At 71.8% G+C, this 22212-nt stretch carries 22 protein-coding genes and 1 riboswitch; of the genes, 4 read left to right on the top strand and 18 right to left on the bottom strand.

Going from position 1 to position 22212, the window contains the following annotated elements:
* Positions 1–165 precede the first annotated feature (165 nt).
* The 6 genes from ACYVGN_RS10080 to ACYVGN_RS10055 form a co-directional block, all read right to left on the bottom strand.
* Complete coding sequence (locus ACYVGN_RS10080; RefSeq protein WP_460790525.1) at positions 166–1536, bottom strand: glycoside hydrolase family 32 protein; 1371 nt, start codon at positions 1534–1536, stop codon at positions 166–168.
* 133 nt (positions 1537–1669) lie between these two features.
* Positions 1670–3280: an ABC transporter substrate-binding protein gene (locus ACYVGN_RS10075; RefSeq protein WP_460790523.1), complete on the bottom strand. Its 1611-nt coding sequence runs from the start codon at positions 3278–3280 to the stop codon at positions 1670–1672.
* Positions 3281–3326: 46 nt separating this feature from the next.
* Complete coding sequence (locus ACYVGN_RS10070) at positions 3327–4292, bottom strand: carbohydrate ABC transporter permease (protein ID WP_460790522.1); 966 nt, start codon at positions 4290–4292, stop codon at positions 3327–3329.
* 7 nt (positions 4293–4299) lie between these two features.
* Positions 4300–5265 (bottom strand): ABC transporter permease, encoded by a 966-nt coding sequence (locus tag ACYVGN_RS10065; protein WP_055988872.1) that lies wholly within the window; start codon positions 5263–5265, stop codon positions 4300–4302.
* Positions 5262–6287 carry a LacI family DNA-binding transcriptional regulator gene (locus ACYVGN_RS10060; RefSeq protein WP_460790520.1) on the bottom strand — a complete coding sequence of 342 codons (1026 nt, stop codon included), beginning with the start codon at positions 6285–6287 and terminating at the stop codon, positions 5262–5264. The genes ACYVGN_RS10065 and ACYVGN_RS10060 overlap by 4 nt, the downstream gene beginning before the upstream one ends.
* A gap of 112 nt (positions 6288–6399) precedes the next feature.
* On the bottom strand, positions 6400–7287 hold the full coding sequence (locus ACYVGN_RS10055) for a carbohydrate kinase family protein (RefSeq protein WP_460790519.1): 888 nt from the start codon (positions 7285–7287) through the stop codon (positions 6400–6402).
* 122 nt (positions 7288–7409) lie between these two features.
* Here ACYVGN_RS10055 and ACYVGN_RS10050 point away from each other — a divergent pair, with 122 nt between their 5' ends.
* The gene (locus tag ACYVGN_RS10050; protein ID WP_460790518.1) at positions 7410–8195 is read left to right on the top strand and encodes a hypothetical protein; all 786 of its coding nucleotides are present in this window, start codon (positions 7410–7412) and stop codon (positions 8193–8195) included.
* Positions 8196–8206: 11 nt separating this feature from the next.
* On the opposite strand, the gene ACYVGN_RS10045 is transcribed toward ACYVGN_RS10050, so the two are convergent.
* The 7 genes from ACYVGN_RS10045 to ACYVGN_RS10015 form a co-directional block, all read right to left on the bottom strand.
* Positions 8207–8692 carry a phospholipase A2 gene (locus tag ACYVGN_RS10045; RefSeq protein WP_230668113.1) on the bottom strand — a complete coding sequence of 162 codons (486 nt, stop codon included), beginning with the start codon at positions 8690–8692 and terminating at the stop codon, positions 8207–8209.
* Between the two features lie 156 nt (positions 8693–8848).
* Complete coding sequence (locus ACYVGN_RS10040; RefSeq protein WP_460790516.1) at positions 8849–9427, bottom strand: DnaJ family domain-containing protein; 579 nt, start codon at positions 9425–9427, stop codon at positions 8849–8851.
* Between the two features lie 9 nt (positions 9428–9436).
* Positions 9437–10168, bottom strand: coding sequence for an ABC transporter ATP-binding protein (locus tag ACYVGN_RS10035; protein WP_460790515.1), 732 nt, complete (start codon positions 10166–10168; stop codon positions 9437–9439).
* The gene (locus ACYVGN_RS10030) at positions 10165–10974 is read right to left on the bottom strand and encodes an ABC transporter permease subunit (RefSeq protein WP_460790513.1); all 810 of its coding nucleotides are present in this window, start codon (positions 10972–10974) and stop codon (positions 10165–10167) included. Before ACYVGN_RS10030 ends, ACYVGN_RS10035 begins: the two co-directional genes overlap by 4 nt.
* A gap of 6 nt (positions 10975–10980) precedes the next feature.
* A complete protein-coding gene (locus tag ACYVGN_RS10025) occupies positions 10981–11970 on the bottom strand; it encodes an ABC transporter substrate-binding protein (protein WP_460790511.1) in 990 nt (329 codons plus the stop codon).
* Complete coding sequence (gene thiC / locus ACYVGN_RS10020; protein WP_460790510.1) at positions 11967–13787, bottom strand: phosphomethylpyrimidine synthase ThiC; 1821 nt, start codon at positions 13785–13787, stop codon at positions 11967–11969. The genes ACYVGN_RS10025 and thiC overlap by 4 nt, the downstream gene beginning before the upstream one ends.
* Positions 13784–13892, bottom strand: a riboswitch (TPP riboswitch). (Overlaps the previous gene by 4 nt.)
* Positions 13893–13938: 46 nt before the next feature.
* Positions 13939–14649 (bottom strand): NRDE family protein, encoded by a 711-nt coding sequence (locus tag ACYVGN_RS10015; RefSeq protein WP_460790508.1) that lies wholly within the window; start codon positions 14647–14649, stop codon positions 13939–13941.
* Between the two features lie 145 nt (positions 14650–14794).
* Between ACYVGN_RS10015 and coaBC the strand changes: the two genes are divergently transcribed.
* Entirely contained in the window at positions 14795–16018 is a 1224-nt protein-coding gene (coaBC, locus tag ACYVGN_RS10010; RefSeq protein WP_460790506.1) for a bifunctional phosphopantothenoylcysteine decarboxylase/phosphopantothenate--cysteine ligase CoaBC, read from the top strand.
* 201 nt (positions 16019–16219) lie between these two features.
* On the top strand, positions 16220–17059 hold the full coding sequence (locus ACYVGN_RS10005) for an aldo/keto reductase (protein ID WP_055988863.1): 840 nt from the start codon (positions 16220–16222) through the stop codon (positions 17057–17059).
* A 52-nt stretch (positions 17060–17111) separates the two neighbouring features.
* Here the strand turns inward: ACYVGN_RS10005 and ACYVGN_RS10000 are convergent, their stop codons facing one another.
* The 3 genes from ACYVGN_RS10000 to ACYVGN_RS09990 all read right to left on the bottom strand — a co-directional run bounded on the left by ACYVGN_RS10000 (position 17112) and on the right by ACYVGN_RS09990 (position 19147).
* Positions 17112–17585 (bottom strand): VOC family protein, encoded by a 474-nt coding sequence (locus tag ACYVGN_RS10000; RefSeq protein WP_460790504.1) that lies wholly within the window; start codon positions 17583–17585, stop codon positions 17112–17114.
* A gap of 93 nt (positions 17586–17678) precedes the next feature.
* On the bottom strand, positions 17679–18572 hold the full coding sequence (locus ACYVGN_RS09995; RefSeq protein WP_460790615.1) for a VOC family protein: 894 nt from the start codon (positions 18570–18572) through the stop codon (positions 17679–17681).
* A 2-nt stretch (positions 18573–18574) separates the two neighbouring features.
* Positions 18575–19147: an NADPH-dependent F420 reductase gene (locus tag ACYVGN_RS09990; RefSeq protein ID WP_460790502.1), complete on the bottom strand. Its 573-nt coding sequence runs from the start codon at positions 19145–19147 to the stop codon at positions 18575–18577.
* 84 nt (positions 19148–19231) lie between these two features.
* Between ACYVGN_RS09990 and ACYVGN_RS09985 the strand changes: the two genes are divergently transcribed.
* Positions 19232–19717: a MarR family winged helix-turn-helix transcriptional regulator gene (locus tag ACYVGN_RS09985; protein ID WP_134747015.1), complete on the top strand. Its 486-nt coding sequence runs from the start codon at positions 19232–19234 to the stop codon at positions 19715–19717.
* On the opposite strand, the gene ACYVGN_RS09980 is transcribed toward ACYVGN_RS09985, so the two are convergent.
* Complete coding sequence (locus ACYVGN_RS09980; protein ID WP_134747013.1) at positions 19701–21206, bottom strand: amino acid permease; 1506 nt, start codon at positions 21204–21206, stop codon at positions 19701–19703. The two genes, ACYVGN_RS09985 and ACYVGN_RS09980, sit on opposite strands and share 17 nt — an antisense overlap.
* An 83-nt stretch (positions 21207–21289) precedes the next feature.
* Positions 21290–22144, bottom strand: a complete 855-nt coding sequence (locus ACYVGN_RS09975; protein ID WP_134747011.1) for an NAD-dependent epimerase/dehydratase family protein — start codon at positions 22142–22144, stop codon at positions 21290–21292.
* Positions 22145–22212 lie beyond the last annotated feature (68 nt).

The raw sequence follows: 22212 nt of genomic DNA, 5'->3' as shown, positions 1-22212 counted from the left end.
CACATCGGGGGACGGGCACGCCGGGCGGCGCGAAGCGCGGGGGAGGGGCGGGCCCTCGCTCACTGTGGTGGCGGCGGGTGAACGCGCGGAGAGCAGGCGGCGACGTGCGGGAGACGCGGAGGAGACGCATCGCGGCGCAGGGCCACGGTGCGGATGTCCGGCGCGTCACTCGGCGGTGTGCCGGACCTCGAAGCGGTCGTAGGGCGCCGAGGGGAACACCTGCTCGGTCAGGCAGACCGTGCCGCCGGCGGCGAACACCTCGACCACGGTGCCGTCCGCGACGATGAGCAGCTCCACGTCGCCGACGCCGGCGGGGAGCGGAGCGCGGGCCACGGCGCGGAACTCCGCGTGGAAGCCGGTGTCGCCCGACGCTCCGCGGTCGCACGCGATGACGCGCGCGTCGGCATCTACCGTGACGACGAACTCCTCGCCCGACGCGTTCGACAGCGACGCGGTGGTGCGCCCCGCGCCCCGCGGGGCCGAGAACCTGTGCGCGCGGAGCATCGACGGTGCGGCCGGAAGCACCGGAGCCTGCGCGAGCGCGAGCGTTCCGTCGGCCCGACGCACGAGCGACATCTCGCGCACCAGCGACATCGCCGAACGCCACGGGCCCGTCGGCGTCTCTTCGGCGTACAGCCAGTTGCTGGCCCATCCGACCATCAGGCGGCGTCCGTCGGGCACGTTCGCGAAGGACACGGCCGCGTAGTAGTCGTGCCCGTAGTCCACCCAGTCGAAGTCTGCGAGGTCGTCGGATTCGACGATCCGCTCGGGGGTGAACGTCGTGCCGTCGAAGTCGCCCAGGAAGTACTGCGTGCCCGAGCCCCCCGCGATGCCGCCGGGGTTGAGGCTGACGATGAGGACCCAGCGGGTCTCGCCGGTCTCCGCGACCGTCAGAGGGAAGAGGTCGGGGCACTCCCACACGCCTCCCGTGGCGTGGGCGGGGCCGAACTGCGACGCCTTCGTCCACGAGATGAGGTCGGGCGACGTGTAGAAGAGCACCCGGTGCTCCGTGGCCGCGACGACCGCCATGACCCAGTGCCCGTCGTCGCCGCCGTACCAGAACACCTTGGGATCCCGGAACTCGCTGGATCCGATGTCGAGGACGGGGTTCCCCGCGTAGCGGGTCCACGTCTCGCCCGCGTCGACGCTGAAGGCGAGCGACTGCGCCTGCGTCGTGCGGCCCGATCCGGGGTGCGCCGCGGCCGTGTAGATCGCCACGAGCGCGGTCTCGCCCGGTCCGGCGAAGCCGGCGGTGTTGTGAGCGTCGACCACCGCGCTGCCCGAGAACGCCATCTCGTCCTCGGTGTGAGGGATCGCGATGTCGCGCTCTGTCCACGTCACCAGGTCGGTGGACGTCGCATGGCCCCACGAGATGTTCCCCCACGTGCTGCCCGACGGGTTCGTCTGGAAGAACAGGTGATACACGCCGTCGTGGAAGAGCAGGCCGTTCGGGTCGTTGAGCCAGCTCCGCCGCGCGGTGAAGTGCGCGGACGGGCGGATCGAGGTGGTCGCCGGGCTGGTGGCGGTCGAGGTCACGAAAGGGTCTCCTGGGATTCGAATGCGGTCCGATGCGGCCGGGCGAGGACGCCGATGCAGGGGAGGAATTCAGCAGAGGACGACGGGGAGGGGGGGAAGGCCGGGGCGCCGCGCGGGACGCCCCGACCCCGGATCACTCGCCGCCCTGCTGGAAGCGGTCGTACGCCTGCTGATAGACCCCGATGACGTCGTCGACGCCCATGGTCTGCAGCTGCGACACGTAGCCGTCCCACTCGCTGTCGATTCCGCCCTTCACGACCCACGAGGCGAACTTCTCCTTGACGAGCGCGTTGATCTCGGGGACGGTCAGCGAGATCTGGTCGAGCTCCTCGTTCGAGAGCATGACGGGCGGGTAGCCCTCGTTCGCGCGGTGGGGCTCGTAGAACTCCTGGACGAGCTGCTGCCGCTCCGCCGCGCGGGGCTCGGGTGCGACGACGGTCGCGAAGTCCTCGGCGGTCGTGATGCGCGGCCCGCCGGGAGCGACGCGCTGGCGGCGCTCGCCCTCGGACTCGCCGGCGGCGGCGGGGATCTGCACGAGCATGCCGGTCTCGTCCTCCTCGAGCGTCACGCCGATCGGGCCCCACGCGACCTGCGCCGACATCGCCGGGTCGAACAGGCGGTCGGCCCAGCGGATGGTGGCGGCGGGGTATTCGTTGGCGCGCGTGATCGCCATGGCGCCTCGCCCGATCTCCTGGTTGTTCGCGACGCTCGCGAGACGCTCGCCGTCGACGCCCTCCAGGACGCCCACCAGCGCGTAGTCGTCCATGCGGTCCTCGCCGACGAACTCCTTCAGCTCCCACCAGAAGAACGAGCCCAGGACCGGCGTCTCGGACTTGCCCTTCGCGAGGTAGGCGACGTCATCCTGCGAGAACGACTCTGGGTCGATCAGGCCCTCGGCGTACCAGTCGGCCAGCGCGCTCACGCCGGCGCGGTACTCCTCGGTGTCGGCCGTGAACTCGACCGTGCCGTCGCGCACGATGCGGTGGTCGTTGTTCTCCGGCTGACCGCCCAGCGCCGCGATCAGGTCGTGCGGGTTCGCGCAGAACGAGTCCGTCCGGAAGGAGAGCGGGATCTCGTCCTTCAGGCCGTTGCCGTTGGGATCCTGGGTGGCGAAGGCCGCCAGTGCGTCGTGGTATTCGTCGATCGTGGTGGGCATCGGGAGCCCGAGGGTGTCGAGCCACGCCTTGTTGATGTACAGGAAGTTGGGGAACGCGAGGATCCCGAGCTCCTCGACGTTCGGCAGCGAGTAGATGTGGCCGTCGGATGACGTGATCGCGGCGCGGATGTCGGGACGCTTCTCGAGGATGCCCGACAGGATCGGCGCGTGCTCGGCGATGAGGCCCTCGAGCGGGAGGAGCGTGCCGTTGCTGCCGTACTCCACGATCTCGGCGTCGCTGAGCCCCGTGTTGTAGAGCACGTCGGGCAGATCCTGGCTCGCCAGCATGAGGTTCTTCTTCTCGGCGTACACCTGGTCGACGAGGTTCTCCCACTCGATGGCGATGTTGGTGTCGCTCTGCCACTGCTGCACGAGCTCCATGTCGCCGTACTCGGGGGCGAGCGCCGACTTGGTGCCGCCGAACGTCAGCGTGAGCGTCTCGTCCACGATGGGAAGGCCCTCCGCGTTGAAGCCGTAGTCGGCGGACTTGTCCTCGATCTCGGTGGGGCCTGCGGCGGCGCAGCCGGCCAGGGCGATGCCGGCGGCGGTCAGCCCGGCAGCGGTGACGGTGAAACGACGGTGTCTCATTGACGGTTCCTTCTGTGGGTGGTGGTGGGGGTCTGGGGCGGACCGCTCAGCTCTTCACCGCGCCGAGGAGAGCCCCCTGGGCGAAGTGCTTCTGCATGAACGGAAGGACGATGAGCAGGGGGACCGTCGAGATGACGATCATCCCGTACTTGATGAGCTCGCCCAGGCGCTGGGCGGCGGCGTACGAGTCGAGCGCTCCGGAGCCGCCCGCGGCGGTGACCTCGGACTGGATGAGCACGTTGCGCAGCACGAGCTGCAGCGGGTACTTGGCCTCGTCGCTGAGGTAGATGAGCGCGTCGAAGAACGCGTTCCAGTTGGCGACCAGGTGGATCATGATCATCAGGAAGATGAGCGGCTTTGACAGCGGCAGCACGATCGTGAAGAAGAACCGGAAGTCGTCGGCCCCGTCCAGCTGCGCGGCCTCGCGCAGCTCGTTCGGCACGTTGTTCTCGAAGAACGCCCGCGCGATGATCAGGTTCCAGACGCCGACGGCGCCCGGCAGCACGATCGCCCAGATCGTGTCGAGCATGCCCAGGTCGCGCACGACCAGGTAGCGGGCGATCAGACCGCCGTCGATGAACATCGTGATGAGGAAGACGAGCATCAGCACGCGGCGCCCGAACAGGTCGCGACGCGAGAGCGCGTACGCGCCGAACAGGATGGTGACCACGCTGATCGCCGTGCCGACGACCGTGTAGAGCACGGAGTTGGCGAAGCCGCGCACGATCGTGGGGTCGGAGAAGATCCGGGTGTAGCCCTCGAGCGTGAAGCCCTTGGGCCAGAGCCACACGTTGCCGTTGAGGATCTCGGCCGGCTCGCTGACCGACGCGATCACGATGAAGTACATCGGGTAGAGGATCGCGGCGATCGCGACGAGGAGCGTCCCGACCGCGATCGCGTTGAAGAGCGGATCCGCCGCGCGCTCGCGCCACGAGGAGCGACGAGGGGTGCGGGGGCCGCGCGCGACGGGCGCGTCCGGGGCGATCAGTGCCTGGGTCTGTGTCAGGGTCATGGCTTCGTCACCAGAGGGTCGATTGTCCGGCGCGCTTCGCGACCCCGTTGAAGGTCAGCAGCAGAACGAGGTTGATGAGGGAGTTGAACAGGCCGATCGCGGCGGAGTAGCTGAACTGCGCCTGCTGCAGCCCCGCCTTGTACACGTAGGTCTGGATGACCTCGGACGCCGGGAGGTTCAGGTCGGTCTGCATCAGCAGCACCTTCTCGAACCCGAGGTTGAACAGGTTGCCGATCGCGAGGATGAACAGGATCGTCACGACCGGCATGATCCCGGGGATGTCGATGTGCCGGATGCGCTGCCACTTGTTGGCGCCATCCACGCGGGCGGCCTCGTGCAGCGCCGGATCGATCGCGGTGAGGGCGGCGAGGTACACGACCATCGAGAAGCCGGCGTTCTGCCAGATGTCCGAGCCGATGTAGAGCGGCCGGAACCACTCGACGGAGCCCATGAAGAACACGGGGTCGCCGCCCAGCAGGACGATCGCGTTGTTCACGATGCCGGAGCGCGGCGAGAACAGCAGGAAGATCATCCCGACGACCACGACGACGGAGATGAACGACGGCGAGTACAGCACGGTCTGCGTGAACCGCTTGAAGCGCCGGCTCTGCAGCTGGTTGACGATGAGGGCCAGGACGATCGGCACCGGGAAGGCGATCAGGAGGCCCAGCCCGTTGATCGTGAGCGTGTTCACCATGAGCCGCTCGAACTGGAACGACTGCATGAAGCGCACGAAGTGCTCGAGCCCGACCCAGGGGCTGCCGGTGAAGCCGAGCGCGGGGTTGTAGTCGCGGAAGGCGATCTGCGCGCCGTACATCGGCCAGTACTTGAAGACGACGACGTAGATCAGCGCCGGGGCCAGTAATACGTATAACTGCCAGGAGCGCAGGGCGCGCCGCGCGGCCGACGCGGCACGCCGGTGCGGCGGGATGCGGGTCGGCGCCTCCGGGGCGCGGTCTCGGGTGAGGGTCATCGATGCACCTTTGCAGTCGCGGTCGAGGGGGTGGAGACGGAGTCGCGCGCGATCAGCGCGCACTCGATGGGGATCCGCTGCGGGTCGGACGGGGTGCCGTCCAGCAGGATCTCGAGCGCCCGGCGGGCCATCCGCTCGTAGGGCAGCTCGACGGTGGTCAATCCGGGGTCCAGGTAGGGGGCGAGGGTCTCGTGGTTGTCGAAGCCCACGATCGAGCAGTCCTCGGCCGGGCGCAGTCCGAGCGCCTCGAGTGCGCGGTACGCGCCCCACGCCGTGCGGTCGTTGCCGCAGAAGATCGCCGTGGGCGGCGCGTCCCCCGTCATCAGGCGGGTCGTCAGGGCGAGGCCGTCCTCCACGATGCCGGTGCCGTAGAGCACCAGCTCCGGGTCGGCCTCGATGCCGGCCTCGGCGAGCGCACGGTGGTAGCCGGCGAGGCGGCCGATGCCGGCCGGCAGGTCGCTCACGGGCGGCTGGATGTTGATCATCGCGATGCGCTCGTGGCCCGCCTCGATCAGGTGGCGGGTGGCCGCGTATCCGCCGCCTTCCTCGTCCGGGAATACGCTGGCGAAGCGGCGGTTCCTGTCCTGCGCGTTGACCACGACGGTCGGCACGCCCTCGAGGCCGGGGGGCAGCTCGAGGTTGCGGTGGTACATCGAGGTGTAGACGACGCCGGCGACGCGGTACGACAGCATCATGTCGACCGCGGCGGCCTGGAGATCGGGGTCGTCGAACGTGTCGACCGAGAGGATCACGTTGCCGGTCTCCCACGCGAGCATCTGCGCGCCCTTGAGGAGGCGTCCCGCGAAGGGGGAGCTCGCGACCTCGTCGGAGATGAAGCCGATCATGCCCGAGCGCCCGCTGCGCAGCGACTTGGCGAACGCGTTCGTGCGGTACCCGAGCTGCTCGACCGCGAGCATCACGCGGTCACGGGTCTCGTCGGCGACGCGGCCGCCGTCGACGTTGTTGAGGACGAGGGACACGGTGGCCTGGGAGACGCCCGCCTGCGCGGCTACCTGTGACATCGTCACCGCCTGCGACCTCCGCGCCATCGCGTTCACCTGCCTTCACCTCGTCGTGGGGGTTAATCGTATAACGAGGATCAGCGTACGGCCACGTCCGTCGGAAAGTCAACTGTCAGTCGAGCTCGTTCGCCCAGGGGAGGTCGGCGCCCGCGCGCGAGACCGTGATGGCGGCCGCGCGGACCGCATCCGCGCCCATCCGCTCGAGCGCGGCGCGGTCGGGCGTCGTCCCGCCCCGGGCGAGCGTCGAGTGGATGAGCGACGCCATGAACGTGTCGCCCGCGCCGATCGTGTCGACCGCGCGCACCTGGACCGGGGGCACGTGCACGCGATCGTCGGCCGTCGCGAGCGTCGCGCCGGCCGCGCCCTGCGTGATGGCGACCACGCGTGGTCCGAGCGCGAGGACGGCGCCGAGGACCTCGTCGATCGCCCGCCCCGGGAACAGCCAGGCGGCGTCCTCGTCGCTCATCTTGACGACCGTCGAGAGCCGCGAGACCGCCTCGAAGGCCGCGAACGCCTCGTCGTGGGCTCCCAGCAGATCGGCGCGGATGTTCGGGTCGAACGTCACGTCTGCCGCCCCTGTCCGGGCGAGCAGGTCTCGGATCGAGGACGCCCCGGGCTCGAGGAACGCCGCGATCGAGCCGGTGTGCACGAGGCGCGGCGCGAGCGCGACGGGCGGCAGGGCATCCCATGCGATGTCGAACTCGTATTCGGCGCTGCCGTCGGCCGCGAGGCGGGCGCGGGCCGTCGAGGTCGGGTGCCCGATGGTCGACTCCGGCAGGATCCGCGCGCCGGACTCGGTGAGCCGCTGTGTGATCGCGCGCCCCCGCTCGTCGTCGCCGAGCTGCGTGAGGAGGGCGACGTCGACTCCGCGCCGCCCGAGCCCGAGCGCGACGTTGGCAGGACTGCCGCCGACGTGCTCCACGGTGCCGGTCTCCGACTCGACGATGTCGATGAGCGCCTCGCCGATCACGAGGACCTCGACGTGCTGTGCGGTGTCCATGGTCGTCCCTTCGTTCGAGGCCCGACACTATCGCGCCGCCGGGCGGGCAGAACACACCGGGCAGAGCCGCCCGGGCCGTCCTGCCCTCGCCCCGTCCGTGCGCCGGTTGACAGGATGGGCGCGTGAGACGTCGAACCGGTGACGAGACCCGGGCCCTGCTGCTGAAGGTCGGCCTCCAGATGCTGTTCGAGCGGGGCGCCGCCGCCGGCGTCCAGCACATCCGCCTGCAGGATGTGCTCCGCCGCGCGGGCCTGACGACCGGAGCGGCCTACCGGCTCTGGGCGGACCAGACCGACTACCAGCGGGACCTGGCCGTCGCGATGGTCCGCCTGCGCCTGGCGTCGCCCGTCGAGAGCGCCGCGTCGGCGGTCGGGGACCTGGTGGCGCGCCGGGCCCCGCTCGACGACGTGATCCGCGCCGCGGCCGAGACCCACGTGGCCGGCGCGACGCGGGCGGCGGGGGATCGCTGCGCGCGCGATGCGCAGGCGTTCCTCATCGCGCTCGCGCTGCGGGCGACCGCGACGACGTGGCCCGAGCTGCGCGAGGCGAGCCGGCAGCGCCACGAGGAATCCATCGCGGAGTTCGCCCGGTTCTACGGCCGTCTGATGGGCGTGTACGGCTACCGGATGCGCGCGCCGCTCACGCTGGAGCACTTCACGGCCGCGATGGCGGCGCTGGGCGAGGGGTTCGCGATCCATGCCCTCGAGGGGCTCGATCATCCGGTCGTGGAGATCGCGGAGGGACACGACCTGCCGTCCGGCCGCTGGACCCTGTTCGCGGTCGCGGTGCGAGGGCTCATGGCGGCGTTCATGGAGCCGGATCCGTGCGCGGCGCCGGTCGATGCGGGCCCGGCACGCGAGACGGACCCGGGGCCGCACGAGGCGACGTCCGGGGCCGTCCTGGTCTGACGGCGGACGCCCTAGAACCAGGTCGACGCGCGCACCACGCCGTAATAGGTGTAGGCCGTGGCGTTGCAGGTCGCGCGCGTGCCGCTCTCCCACCAGCGGTCGTACGCGTGGTTGCACTCCTGCCGGAGGTTCGAGAGGAAGCGGCTGTCGCACGTGGCGCGCGAGACGTCGCGGTCCATGATGCAGAGGTCGTGGCGGGCGCACGGGCCGCGGAAGTCGGCCGAGCCGAACGCGTCGGGGGACTTGGTGCAGTAGTCGTGCAGCGTGCGCTGGTAGGTCGTGTTCGGGTTGTAGACGTAGCGGGCGGGGATCGAGACGTGGCCCTCGCCGGCCTCCATCGGGAGGATGCGCGATCCGATCGCGGCGACCGCGCCGGCGCCGGTGAGCGACGCGGCGGCGGTCGTCGGGGTGGCGGGCTGCGCGGCGGTCGCGGGGCTCGCCATGAGCACCGAGAGGCCGACGAACAGCGCGGCGGCCAGGGCCGCGAGTCGCTTCATGATCTTCACAGGAGTCCTCTTTCCCGGCCCCCGGCGGGCCGACAGGACTCATGCTGGCGACGCGTCTCGGCGCGCCGGAAGAAAGATAAGTTGTTTCTCCTCGCGGGTGGGGCGGCCGCCGAATACACACCAGACTTCGTGTGTACTCGAGCCGGCTCAGCGCGCGCGGCGGCGCCAGAAGCCGCGGCGGCGGGGCGCCTCGGCCTCGGCGCGGGCCGCCGCCTCGCGCGCGGCGCCGGCGCGGGCCTCGCGGCGCTCGTGCCACGCGGCGACCTCGGCGTCGACGTCGCGCAGCGCGGTCACGACCGGCGGGCCGCCGAGCAGCTGCAGCCGCGCGTACTTCACGCGCCGGTTGAAGTCCTCGAGCGTCTCGCGCACGTCGCTCTCGCGGTGCATCCCGTCCAGCCACTCGGTGAGCTCGGCGTCCTCGACCCGCAGGGCCAGGGCGGGCGGCGCCAGCCCGCGCAGGTTCTCGCGCTCGATCTTCTGCCGGATCCACCAGTCCGGGTCGTGGCTCGTGCCGAGGCCCGTCAGGGGCTTGCCGGCGCCGGGGAGGTCGTCGAAGTCGCCGCGCCGGATCGCCTGCTGGATCGCCTGCTCGACGACGGCCGCGCGCTCCTCGGGCGTCGACCAGGTCGGCGTGCGCTCCTCGCTCTGGCCGCGCTGCTCCGGCGGCAGGTCCCGCTCCGCGAGGTAGCGGGCCGCCTCCTGACGCGGATCCGGCCGATCGCCCACCCCTCCAGGCTACGTCGGCCCGCCGGGGACGGAGTCCGCGCCGAGCAGGCCGAGGATGCGACGGCGCAGGGCGCCCGCGTCCCCTGCCTCGTCGACGGCCTCGTCGGCGACCAGCCGGCCGTCCCGCAGCACCAGGATCCGGTCGGCGAGGGCGATCGCCTCGTCGACGTCGTGCGTGACCATGAGCACGGCCGGCGCGTGGCGGGCGACCAGCTCGGCGACCGTGCCGTGCATCCGGCGGCGCGTCAGGGCGTCGAGCGCGGCGAACGGCTCGTCGAGCAGCAGCAGCTCGGGATCCCGCACCAGCGCCCGGGCGAGCGCCACGCGCTGCGCCTCGCCGCCCGACAGAGTCGCGGGCCAGTCCCGCTCGTGGCCGGCGAGGCCCACCTCGGCGAGCGCCTCGCGCGCCGCCGCGCGGGGGGGCGCCGTGCGCGGGAGGCCGAGCATCACGTTGCCGAGCACGCGCAGGGACGGCACGAGTCGCGGCTCCTGGAACACGGACGTCGTCCGGAGCGGCACGAGCACCGCGCCGGCGTCGGGCGCATCCAGCCCCTGCAGGATGCGCAGCAGCGTCGACTTGCCGGTGCCGCTCGGCCCGAGCAGCACCGTGAACTCGCGGCGCCGGAGCGTCAGGTCGAGGCCGTCGAGCACGGCACGCCCGGCGTACTGCTTGCGCAGCCCCGTGATGCATGCCGCGGCGGTCTCCATCGCGACGGTCGACACCGCCGCGCCCGCGCTCACCGCGCCACCCGCGGCCGCCACGGCAGCAGCGCCGCCTCCGCTACCCGCACGAGCGCGTCGAACGCGACCCCGAGCAGCGCGTACAGCACGAGGCACACGAACAGGTGGTCGACGCGGTTGTACTCGCGCGCCATCGCGACCAGGTAGCCGATGCCCTCGCGCGTGCCGACGTTCTCGGCCGCGACGAGGGCGGTGACGGCGACCGCGAGGCACACGCGCACCGCCATCAGGATGCCCGGCAGCGCCTGGGGCAGGACGACGCCCGCCACGAGCCGCGCGCCGGTCACGCCGAAGCAGCGCGCGGCCTCGAGGACCTTCGCGTCGATCGCCCGCACGGCGAGGAAAGTGTAGGTGTACATCGGCACCACGACCGCGAACGCGATCACCGCGACCTTGAACGGCTCGTCGATGCCGAACCACGCGATGAACAGCGGGATCATCGCGAGGAACGGCACGGCGCGCAGGATCTGCAGGGTCGAGTCGACGAGCTCCTCGCCGAGCGTCGAGACCCCGGCGAGGAGCCCGAGCACGAGTCCCGCACCGGCGCCGACCCCGACGCCCGCCGCGATGCGCAGCAGCGACGCCTGCAGGTACGTGCCGAGCATGCCGGATCCGGCGATCTCGGCCGCGGCGGCGACCACCGCGCCGGGGCCGGGGAGCACGGCGGCGGGCGCCCATCCGGCCGCCGACACGAGCGCCCACGCCGCCACCAGGCCCACCGGCACGGCCGCGCGACGCACGACGCGCCACCCGGACCGTGCCGGCGCGGCGGCGGCGAGCGGGCGCGGAGCGACGAGCGTCGTCATCGCGGGTCAGCCGTCGAGGTCGGCCAGCAGGTCGGACGGAGCCAGCTCGGTCTGGATGACCCCCGCCCGGCGGAACAGGTCCAGCACGCGCTGGAGCCGCTCCGCGTCCGCGGGGCCCGGCACATGGACCTCGTAGCGCCCCTGCAGCTCGCGCAGCTCGTTCTCGTACGCGTCGCCCACGAGCGCGGTGGGTCCGGATTTCTCGAACACGTTGAGGAAGGCCTCGGGGTCCTCGTGCTGGCGGTCGAGCAGCTCCTGCAGCGTCTCGACGAACGCGACGCCGATCTCGGGATGCGCGTCGATCAGCTCGGACCGGAACGCGTACACGTTGTCGTCGACCGCGTCGAGCGAGCGCTCGGTCGCGAGCACCGTGCCGGTGCGGGCCGCCTGCGCGAAGTAGTCGCTGAACGTGCTCCACGCGTCGATCTGCCCGGACGCGAACGCCGCGACGCCGTCCGACGGCTGCAGCGCGACGCGCTCCACCGCGTCGAACGGGATCCCCGCCTGCTCGAGCGCGTCGAGCAGCAGGTACTCGCCCTTGCCGCCGGCGTTGACCGCGACGCGGCGGCCCACCAGGTCCTCGATCGTCTCGATGCCGGATCCGGGGGCCGCCACGATGCCCGCGTTCTCGGTCAGCACCTCGCGGCGCTGCACCGACACGATCTTCACGGGCAGGCCCTTGGCGGTCGCGCCCGCGATCGGCGCGAACGCGGCGTTCGCGACATCCAGCTGCCCCGCGTTGAACAGCGGCACGTTGGCCGTGAACGCGTACTCGCCGTCGACCCATTCGAGCTCGGCGCCGACCTCCGCGAACGCCTCGGCGAGCTCGCCGGTCTTCTTCGCGACGGCCAGCGGGCCCTGGTTGCCCGGGTCGTTGACCCGCACGACCACCGGCTCGCCCGACCCCGCCGCGGCGTCGCCCGCCGCGGGAGCCGCGGCGCATCCGGCGAGGCTCAGCGCGACCGCCGCCAGCGCGACGATCCCGGCCGCCCTCATCGGGCCGCCTCCGCGCGCAGCGCGGGAGCCGGGAGGTAGACCTGTCCGCCGGAGGCGGCGAACTCGGCGCTCTTCTCGGCCATGCCGGCCACCGCGGCCTGCGCCGCGGCGTCTCCGTACGTGTCGCGGATGTCCTGCGAGATGCGCATCGAGCAGAACTTCGGGCCGCACATCGAGCAGAAGTGCGCGGTCTTGGCGGGCTCGGCCGGCAGCGTCTCGTCGTGGAACTCCTGCGCCGTGACCGGGTCGAGGCCGAGCGCGAACTGGTCGCGCCAGCGGAACTCGAACCGCGCCTTCGACAGCGCGTCGTCGCGCGCGATCGCGCCCGGGTGGCCCTTGGCGAGGTCGGCCGCGTGGGCGGCGATCTTGTAGGTGATCACGCCGGTCTTGACGTCGTCGCGGTCCGGCAGGCCGAGGTGCTCCTTCGGGGTGACGTAGCAGAGCATGGCGGTGCCGTAGCGGGCGATCTCGGTCGCGCCGATCGCCGACGTGATGTGGTCGTAGCCGGGCGCGATGTCGGTGACCAGCGGGCCCAGCGTGTAGAACGGGGCGCCGTCGCACAGCTCCTGCTGGCGCTCGACGTTCTCGCGCACGAGGTGCAGCGGCACGTGGCCGGGTCCCTCGACCATGACCTGCACGTCGTGCGCCCACGCGCGGCGGGTCAGCTCCGCGAGCGTGTCGAGCTCGGCGAACTGGGCGGCGTCGTTCGCGTCCGCGATCGATCCGGGGCGCAGGCCGTCGCCCAGCGAGAACGCGACGTCGTACTGCGCGAAGATCTCGCACAGCTCGTCGAAGTGCTCGTACAGGAAGTTCTCGCGGTGGTGCGCCAGGCACCATCCGGCCATGATCGATCCGCCGCGCGACACGATGCCCGTCACGCGGTCGGCCGTCAGCGGCACGTAGCGCAGCAGCACGCCGGCGTGCACGGTCATGTAGTCGACGCCCTGCTCGCACTGCTCGATCACGGTGTCGCGGTAGATCTCCCACGTCAGCGCGCTCGCGTCGCCGTCGACCTTCTCGAGCGCCTGGTAGATCGGAACCGTCCCGATCGGGATCGGCGAGTTCCGGATGATCCACTCGCGCGTCGTGTGGATGTCGTTGCCGGTCGACAGGTCCATGAGCGTGTCGGCGCCCCACTTGGTCGCCCACTGCAGCTTCGACACCTCCTCGGCGATCGAGCTCGTCACGGCCGAGTTGCCGATGTTCGCGTTGATCTTCACGAGGAAGGCCTTGCCGATGATCATCGGCTCGGACTCGGGGTGGTTGATGTTGCTGGGGATGATCGCCCGCCCGGCCGCGACCTCGCTGCGCACGAGCTCGACGTCGCACTGCTCGCGCAGCGCCACGTACCGCATCTCGGGGGTGATGATCCCGCGGCGGGCGTAGTGCATCTGCGTCACGGTGCGGCCCGGCTTGGCACGGCGCGGCTCGGGCTTCGCGCCCGCCCAGCGCTGCGAGGGCGCGCCGCGGCGCACCGCCGCGCGGCCATCGTCGCTCAGCCGGTGCCCGCGCGCCTCGTACGGCTCGGTGTCGTCGCGCGCGGCGATCCACTCGGCACGCTGCGGCGGCAGGCCGCGCTCGGGCACGCTGCCGGGACCTGCCGTGCGGTACACGCGCAGCGGCGGGTTGGGCGTGCCGTCGGGCGAGTCCTCGAGCGCGATCTCGGTCACGGGGACGCGGATGCCGTGCGCGGCGTCCTCGACCCACGCGAGCGAGTGGGAGGGGTGCTGTTCGGTCCCGTGCTCTTCAGCGGATGCGTCGCCGGGAGCGGCGGGATCGACGGGAGGGATGGATGTCGGGAGAGCGCGCGCCACCATGGGCTGTCCTCACTTCCTACGCCGGTACGAGCCGGATCAGGTTCGACGGTCTCGGGCGGTGTCAGCCCGGTCTCAGCCTCTTCCGAGGCCCCCGTGTGGTCAGGACATGTGTATCACGAGCACCGGGAGTCGGCGCAAATCGGGCCGTGCGTCAGTCGAAGGCGAGCGGGTTCCAGAGACCGGGACGGTCCAGCGGCGCGTAGCGCACATCCGCGCGGCCGTCCTGGATCGACGCGACGCACGCGAGCAGCGACACGGTCGGGTAGCCGTGCGGATGGTTGTCGCGCACGATCGCGCGGTCATCGGTCGGCGGCAGCTCGGCCGTGCGGCCCAGCACCTCGAGCCACGGGCGCCACCAGGCGGCGTCCCCGTCGGTCGGGGCCTGCTCGAAGGCCTCATGCCACGCCGCGATGCGCGGGGTCGCGGGGTCGTCGACGCCGTCGTGCGCCAGCATGTGCGTGCCCGGGGCGAGGGTCTCGCGGCGCAGCTCGGCACCGTCCCAGGACGTCACCCGCACCTCGGCGCCGTCGACCTCGACCAGGTTGAACCCGAGCGTGCGCGGCGCGCCCTCGGGCGACGACCCGGCGACCGAGGCCAGCACGATCCCGCCGCGCGACTCGAGCTCGGCGGCATCCAGTCCCTCGGGGTACCCCGCCCGGTTCAGGAGCACCGCCAGCCGGCCGCCCTCGGCGGCGAGCCAGGCGCCGCCCGCGAGCCGGTCCTGCACGCCCACGAGCCCGGGCCGGTCCGGCCACCACGCGCCGAGCGGGTTCCACGGCCGGTTCGGATCCTCGTCCCGCACCGCGAGCAGGCGCACGGGCTCCGCCGAGGACTCCGGGACGCGGACGATCGCGGTGCACATGGTTCCATTCTCGGGTTCCGCGCGGGACTCGGCTTCGACTCGCCGCGCTCGCTCAGCCCGTTTCGACTCGGCTCCTTCGTCGCTCCGCTCGACGACCACAGGGTGATGCCGCGGGGCGTCGAGGGGCGTGAGCCACAATGAAGGCGTGAACATCGTCGTGGGCGTGACCGGCGGCATCGCCGCGTACAAGACCGTGCAGCTCGTGCGGCTGCTGGTGAAGGACGGGCACGAGGTGCACGTCGTGCCGACCGACGATGCGCTGCGCTTCGTCGGTCAGCCGACCTGGGAGGCGATCAGCCGCCACCCCGTGACGACGTCGGTGCACGACGACGTGGCGCAGGTGCGGCACGTCGCGCTCGGCCAGAACGCCGACCTCGTGGTCGTCGCCCCTGCCTCGGCGAACACGATCGCGAAGATGGCCGCGGGCCTGGCGGGCGACCTGCTCGGCACGACGCTGCTCGCCACGCGCGCGCCCGTGCTGATCGCTCCCGCGATGCACACCGAGATGTGGCAGCACGCCGCCACGCAGGCGAACGTCGCGACGCTCGCCGCGCGCGGCATCCGGATGATCGGCCCCGACAGCGGGCAGCTCACGGCTGACGACATCGGCCCGGGCCGGATGAGCGAGCCCGAGGCCCTCCACGCCGAGATCGGCCGGATCCTGCGGTCGCGCCGCGATCTCGCGGGGCTGCGCTTCGTGGTCTCGACGGGCGGCACGCGCGAGCCCATCGACCCGGTCCGCTTCCTCGGCAACCGGTCGAGCGGCAGGCAGGGAATCGCGGTCGCGCTCGCCGCGGCAGACCGTGGCGCCGAGGTCACGCTGGTCGCCGCGCACGTCGACGAGTCGGTCGCGGCGCCCGCCGTCGCGCACCCGGGCATCCGGATCGAGCGCGCCGGCACCGCCGCAGAGCTGGGGGAGCGGATGACCGCCCTCGCCGGCGACGCGGACGTGATCGTGATGACCGCCGCCGTGGCCGACTATCGCGTCGCCGACGTGGCCGACCACAAGCTGGCCAAGGAGGACGGCAAGCCCACGCTCGAGCTGGTCGAGAACGCCGACATCCTCAGCGGGCTCGCGGCCGCGCGGCGTCCGGGGCAGACCGTCGTGGGCTTCGCGGCCGAGATGCCGACCGCCGACGAGACCGTGCTCGAGCGCGGCATCCGCAAGCGCCGCCGCAAGGGCGCCGACCTGCTCGCGGTCAACGAGGTCGGCTGGGAGGCCGGCTTCGAGCGCGCCGACAACACGGTCACGGTCATCGGCCCGCACGACGCGCCGGTCGCGACCGCGAGCGGCAGCAAGCGCGAGGTCGCCGACGCGCTGCTCGACGCGATCCTGGCGGTCCGCGGGGCGCCGGCGCCCGCTCAGTAGGCTCGTGCGCATGAGCACCGAATGGGCCCACCAGCCGCTGGTGGACGACGCCACGGTCCGCACGAACACCGGCCGCGGCTGGGAGGACTGGGTCGCCGAGATCGACGGGGGTCAGGGCGCCGACGCGGGCCACACCGCGATCGCGCGCTGGCTGGTCGCCGACCTGGGCGTGCGGCCCCTCGCCGCCGTTAGGCTCGGGGCATGGCGACCATCGACATCCCCCGGATCACGCTCAACGACGGCACCGCGTTCGCCGAGCTCGGCCTCGGCACCTACAAGCTGACCGGGGAGGAGGGCATCGCGGCCATCGAGGCCGGCATCCAGACCGGCTACCGCGTGCTGGACACCGCGGTCAACTACGGCAACGAGCACGAGGTCGGCGAGGCCGTGCGCCGCAGCGGGATCGACCGCGACGAGATCGTCGTCACCACGAAGATCCCCGGCCGCCACCACGGCTACGACGAGGCGATCGCGAGCGGCCGCGAGTCCAACGCCACGATCGGCCTCGGCCGCATCGACCTGCTGCTCATCCACTGGCCCAACCCGAGCGTCGACAAGTACGTCGACACGTTCAAGGGCATGATCGCGCTGCGCGACGAGGGGCTCGTGCGCTCGGTCGGCGTCTCGAACTTCACCGAGGAGATGCTGCAGCGCCTGATCGACGAGACCGGCGTCGTCCCGGCCGTGAACCAGGTCGAGCTGCACCCGTACTTCCCGCAGACCGCGCTGCGCGCGTTCCACGCCGAGCACGGCATCCGCACCGAGAGCTGGAGCCCGCTCGCGCGGCGCAGCGAGCTGCTGACCGAGCAGCTCATCACCGACCTCGCCGAGGTGTATCAGGTGAGCCCGACGCAGGTCGTGCTGCGCTGGCACGTGCAGCTCGGCTCGACGCCCATCCCGAAGTCGGCGGATCCGGACCGCCAGCGCGAGAACGCCGACGTGTTCGACTTCACGCTCGACGACGAGCACGTCGAGGCGATCTCGGCCCTCGAGCGCGGACGCCTCTGGGACGGCGACCCGCTCACGCACGAGGAGTTCTGAGAACGGATGAGGCGCCCCCGCGGGGGCGCCTCATCCGTTCGGGCGACGGCCGCTACTGCTCCTCGTCCTCGAGGTCCTCGAAGTCCTCGTCGTCGTCCTCCTCGTTCTCCTCGAAGTCCTCCTCGTCGAGGATCGAGATCATCCACTTCACGCCGAAGCGGTCGGTGAGCATGCCGAACAGCCCGCCCCAGTCGGGCTCGGACAGCGGCAGCACGATGGTTCCGCCCTCCGAGAGGGCCTCCCACCACTCGGTGAGGTCCTCCTCCTCGTCGCCGCTGATCGAGATCGAGTGGCCGCCCGCGCCGTCGTAGGGCACGCCCTGCGGGGTGTCGCTCGCCATCAGCACCATGCCGTCGGGCGTCTCGAGCACGGCGTGCAGCACGAGATCGGCGTCGTCCGGGTGGTGGTCGATCTCGCTCTCGCCGAACGTCTCGATCTCGAGCTCGCCCCCGAACACCGACTGGTAGAACTCCATCGCCTCGCGCGCGGTGTCGTGGAAGTGGAGATACGGGTTGAGCACGGGCACGGCGGACTCCTGACGTGTCTGGCGGGCGGGGTCGCGATCAGTCTCGCCGCCCCGCGTCGCGCGTGGCAAGGGTCTGCGCGCGGCGTGTCCGGGTCAGCGGGCGGCGGCGGGCGGCGCCTCGGCGGCGGCGTCCGGAGGCAGAACGCGCACGGCGTGGCCCCACGGGTCGTCGAACGACAGCATCCGTCCGTCGTGCGCGGTCGGCACGCCGAAGTGCCGCAGCCGATCGTCCAGCGCGCCGAGGTCGTCCGCCGTCGGGACGGTGATGTCGACGAGTCCCAGGCCGAGGGTCATCCGGCGCCGGCCGGCCCCGCGGCTGCGCCACGTGTTCATCGCCATGTGGTGGTGGTAGCCGCCCGCGCTGACGAACAGCGCGGAGTCGCCGAGCGTCGACGTGGTGTCGAACCCGAGCCGGTCGACGTAGAACTCGCGTGCGGTCGCGACGTCGCCGACGCTCAGGTGCACGTGACCCACGCGCGCACCGCCGATCACCGGATCCTCGATCGCGGCGTCGGTGAGGTGCTCGCGCAGGAAGGCGTTCGGGTCCAGGTACAGCGTGTCCATCTCGACGCGGCCGTGGGTCCAGCTCCACAGCGACCGGTCGCGGTCCCAGTACAGCTCGACGCCGTTGCCCTCGGGGTCGGTGAAGTAGAACGCCCGGCTCACGAGGTGGTCCGAGCTGCCCGTGAACGTGCCCGGGGCGTGGCGCGAGACCGAGTGGACCGCGGCGGCGAGGGCCTCCTCGGTCTCGAACAGGATCGCGGTGTGGAACAGGCCCGCCTCGCGGGGGCCGGCGTGGCGCAGCTCGGGCGCGTGCTCGAGCACCAGCACCGGCGTGCCGCCGCGCCCGAGCACCGCGCGGGGGCCGTCGTGCCGCAGGACCGTCAGCGGCACGGCCTGCGTGTAGTAGCGGATCATCGCGTCGAGAGCCGCCACGCGCAGCGTGACCGCCCCCATCGCGGTGTCGGCGGCGAGCCGGTCGGTCATCGTCACCGGACCAGCGCGAACCCGGCGGTCCAGGCGATCTGCTCGCGCGCCGCGAGTGTGAGCTGCAGGAACCCGAGGGCCTCGAGCTCGCGGGCGCGCGACAGCGCACCGGCGTCGACGGCGGCGAGCGAGCCGGCCTCGATGGCCGAGATCAGCCGGGCCTTGGCCTCGGCGTCGTCGCCCGCGACGAGCACCGTGGTCGGCTGCGCGCCGACCTGGCCCGAGTTCAGCGTGCCGGCGAAGGTCGTGTTGAAGGCCTTCAGGACCTTCGCGCCCGGCAGCTGCTTCTGCAGCTCGGCGGCGGCCGAGGAGTCGGCGGGCACCACGAGCGAGTCGAAGGTCTCGAAGTCCACGGGGTTCGTGATGTCGACCACCGTGCGGCCCTCGAGCTCGGCGCCGCGCGTCTGCGCGATCTCGGCCAGCGCGCCGTAGGGCACGGCCAGGATGACGATGTCGCCGGTCACCGCGGCGGTGTCGCCGTGGCCGAGCTGCTGGATGGAGGCGCCGCCCCGGGCGAGCACGCCCGCGATCGCCTGACCCATGTTGCCGGTGCCGATGATGGTGATGTCCGTCATTGCCGTTCTCCTTCGTGATGCTTGTACCTACAAGTAATGAGCCCAACCCGGTTGTGGCTACAACTATTCCCGTAGGATCCGGGCATGGGAAGAGGCCGGTCGTTCACCTCCGAGGAGCGGGACACGTGGGCGCCCGTCGCGGCCATGCTCGAGCTCATGCCGCGGCAGCTCGACGCCCAGCTCCTGGCCGACGAGGGGCTCACTCACTTCGACTACTTCGCGCTCTCGGTGCTCGCGCTGGAGCCCGCGCACCGGATGCGGATGGCCGAGCTCGCGTCGCACACGAACGCGACCCTGCCGCGCCTCTCGCACGTGATCACGCGGCTCGAGAAGCGCGGCTACGTGCGGCGCGAGCGCGCCGCCGACGACGCGCGCGCGACCGACGTCGTGATCACCGCGGAGGGGCGCCGCAAGGTGGTCGGGGCGACGCCCGGGCACGTCGAGAACGTGCGCGCCATGATCCTGGATGCGCTCACGCCCGAGCAGCGCGCTCAGCTGCGCGAGATCACCGCCGCGGTGCTGGCGCGGCTCGACCCCGAGGGCCGGATGGCGATCACGCGCCGCGGCTGACGCCCGCGCTCAGGCGCTCGCGCTCGCCCAGGCGGCTGTGCCGGCGCGAGTACACGAAGTACACGACCACGCCGATCGCGAGCCACACCACGAACCGGATCCACGTGTCGAGCGTCAGGTTCAGCATCAGGTAGAAGCAGATCACCGCCGAGATGATCGGCAGTACCGGCACCCACGGCACGCGGAACGCGCGGGGCAGGTCGGGGCGCGTGCGGCGCAGCACGATCACGCCGATCGAGACCAGCACGAAGGCCGCGAGCGTGCCGATGTTCACCAGCTCGGCGAGCGTCGACAGCGGCACGAACGCCGCCAGGATCGCCACGACCACGCCGGTGATGATCGTGATCCGGTACGGCGTGCGGAACCGCGGGTGGGTCTTCGACAGGCTCACGGGCAGCAGGCCGTCGCGCGCCATCGCGAACGCCACGCGGGTCTGGCCCATGAGCAGGATCATCGACACCACGATCAGGCCGATGCACGCGCCGATCGCGATCAGGTCGCCCATGATCGGCAGGCCCGCGGCGTCGAACGCGGTCGCGAGCGGGGCGCCGTCCTCGGGGTCGATGTCGCGGTAGTTCTGCATGCCCGTGATGACGAGCGACACGGCCATGTACAGCACCGTCACGATCGCGAGCGCGCCCAGGATGCCGCGCGGCAGGTCGCGCTGCGGGTTGCGCGTCTCCTCGGCCGTCGTGGCGACGACGTCGAAGCCGATGAACGCGAAGAACACCATGGCCGCCGCGGCGAACACGCCGCCGATGCCGTACACGCTCGGCTCGAGGCCGAAGATGCCCTGCACGATCGGCAGGTGGAAGACGTCGCCGCCGTCCGCTCCGGCCGGAGCCTCGGCCGGCGGGACGAACGGCACCCAGTTCGAGATCTTCACGAGGAACGCGCCGACGACCACGACCGCGAGCACCACGAGCACCTTCAGGCCCGTGACGATCTGGTTGATCCGGCTCGAGAGCTTGATGCCGCCGACCGTCACGGCGGTCAGGCCGAGGATGAGGAGGCCGGCCGGCAGGTTCACGAAGCCGTCCTCGACCGTCGCGATCGCCGCGGGGATCTCGAACCACGTGCCGTCGAGCACGACCGCGAGGTACTGGCTGAACGACGTCGCGAGCGCCGCGGCGCCGACCGTGAACTCCAGGACGAGATCCCAGCCGATGATCCACGCGAGCAGCTCGCCGAGGGTCGCGTACGTGAACGTGTAGGCGCTGCCCGCGACGGGCACGGTCGACGCGAACTCGGCGTAGCAGAGCGCCGCGAGCGCGCACGCGACGCCCGCGATCAGGAACGAGATGGCGATCGCGGGGCCTGCGTTCGTCGCGGCCGCGTGACCCGTCAGCACGAAGATGCCGGCGCCGACGCAGACGCCGATGCCGAACAGGATGAGGTCGAAGACGCCCAGGTTCTTCTTGAGCTGGTGCTCGGGCTCCTCCGTGTCGGCGATGCTCTGCTCGATCGACTTCGTGCGGAACAGGCTCATGGATCTCTCCTCGTTCGCGGCCGGGCCGCGCGCCGGAGGGTGCGGGCACGGGAGGACAGCCTAGTCGCGGGTCCGCGCGGGGACTACTCGAGGGCGGTCTCGGCGTCGCGCCAGCTGTGCTTCGGCGCGTAGCCGAGCAGGCGCCGGGCCTTGTCGATCGACAGCATGGTGTCGTGCTCGCCGAGGTCGCCCTTCAGCGGCACATCCGGGAACACCTCGGCGACCAGCTCGGCGTTCGGCCGCGTGGTCACGGTGTCGGCGGCGGCGATGATGAACCGGTCGAAGCCCGGAGGGGCGACCTCGAGCGCGCGCTCGACCGCGTGCGCGCCGTCACGCGCGTCGATGTAGCCCCACAGGTTCCACTTGCGCTCGCGCGGGTCTGCGTCGTACGGGAAGCGGGCGTAGTCCTCGGGCCACATCACGTTCGAGAAGCGCAGCGCCGTGATCGACAGGGTCGGGTTCCAGCGCGCGAGCTCGATCGCGAGCTGCTCCTCGAGGTGCTTCACGAGCGAGTAGACCGATTCGGGCCGGGCCGGGTACTCCTCGTCGACCGGGATGTACGGCGGCGGCACGTCGAACGGCAGGCCCAGCACGGTCTCGCTCGACGCGTACACGATCCGGTCGATCCCGATCCGGGTCGCGGCCCAGAACACGTTGAACGTGGTGGCCATGTTGTTGTGGAACGTCGCCACGTCGGGCGCGAGGCCGGGCGCCGGGATGGCCGCGAGGTGCACGAGCGCGTCGATGCCGTCGTGCGTGTCGCCCACGGCCGTGAGCGCGTCGACGACCTGGCCGTAGTCGGTCAGGTCGACCTGGACGAAGTCGCGGTCGCGCGTGCCGACCCGATCCATCCCGATGACGTGGTGGCCGGCGGCGCGGAGCTCCCGCGCGACGACCGACCCGAGCTTGCCCGACGACCCCGTGACTGCGATGCGCATGCCCCCAGCCTCACACGTCCGGCGAGGTTTCAGGCGTTTCGACTCCGCTCGCTGGCGCTCGCTCCGCT

It is taken from the genome of Microbacterium lacusdiani, assembly GCF_054779895.1.
Note: the sequence above shows the minus strand (reverse complement) of the source record. Positions and strands in the feature narration are given on the sequence as shown.